This is a genomic window from Pyramidobacter piscolens W5455 (assembly GCF_000177335.1).
In the GTDB taxonomy this organism is placed as follows: domain Bacteria; phylum Synergistota; class Synergistia; order Synergistales; family Dethiosulfovibrionaceae; genus Pyramidobacter; species Pyramidobacter piscolens.
This window is the reverse complement of the sequence record NZ_ADFP01000060.1, coordinates 1-556: the sequence shown is the minus strand read 5'-3', so window position 1 is coordinate 556 and position 556 is coordinate 1. Positions and strand designations below refer to the sequence as shown.

Sequence of the window (556 nt, the reverse complement as noted above, 5' to 3'; positions counted from 1 at the left end):
AAGACTTCGCCGCGACGGACAAGAACGCGGTCGAGGCGGCGGCATTGTTCCATCTCCGCTTCGAGGACATCCATCCCTTCATCGACGGCAACGGGCGCACGGGGCGGCTGTTGCTGAACTTCATGCTCATGCAGGCGGGCTTTCCGCCCGTCAACGTGAAATACAGCGACCGCCGCCGCTACTACGCCGCCTTCGATTCCTACTACAGAGACGGCGATTCCGCGCCGATGACCGGTCTGGTCGCGGAGTGCCTCGAAGCCCGTTTGCTAGAATACTTGAAGATACTGCGTTGACCGCGAAGGGAAACACAACAGAGAAAGTTCAATTTGTCAGGGCAAGCCGCCTCTCGATCTGAGAAGCCGCTTCGTTGTTTCCTAACAGCGCCCTTGAATGTGTTCCCACGCCGCCAGCATCGCGCCGTGAACTATGGCCATGTCGTCGTCGGTCGGGGCGTGGTTGACCCTCCGGATGAACTCCCGCCCTTGCAACGGGCCGGGGGAAGGAACCTGATCGTCAGGCTCCAGTACGACGATCCTGTCAGCCGGGGAACGCACTT

Annotated in this window: 2 protein-coding genes; one reads left to right on the top strand and one right to left on the bottom strand. The window is 60.4% G+C overall.

Translation table 11 applies throughout. The features are described 5' to 3' along the window. Positions 1-293, top strand: a 293-nt coding sequence (locus HMPREF7215_RS05475; protein WP_009164703.1) for a Fic family protein, incomplete at its 5' end; no start/stop codon positions are given. An 81-nt stretch (positions 294-374) separates the two neighbouring features. Here HMPREF7215_RS05475 and HMPREF7215_RS13815 read toward each other — a convergent pair. Further along, positions 375-556, bottom strand: a 182-nt coding sequence (locus HMPREF7215_RS13815; protein ID WP_040550608.1) for a hypothetical protein, incomplete at its 5' end; no start/stop codon positions are given.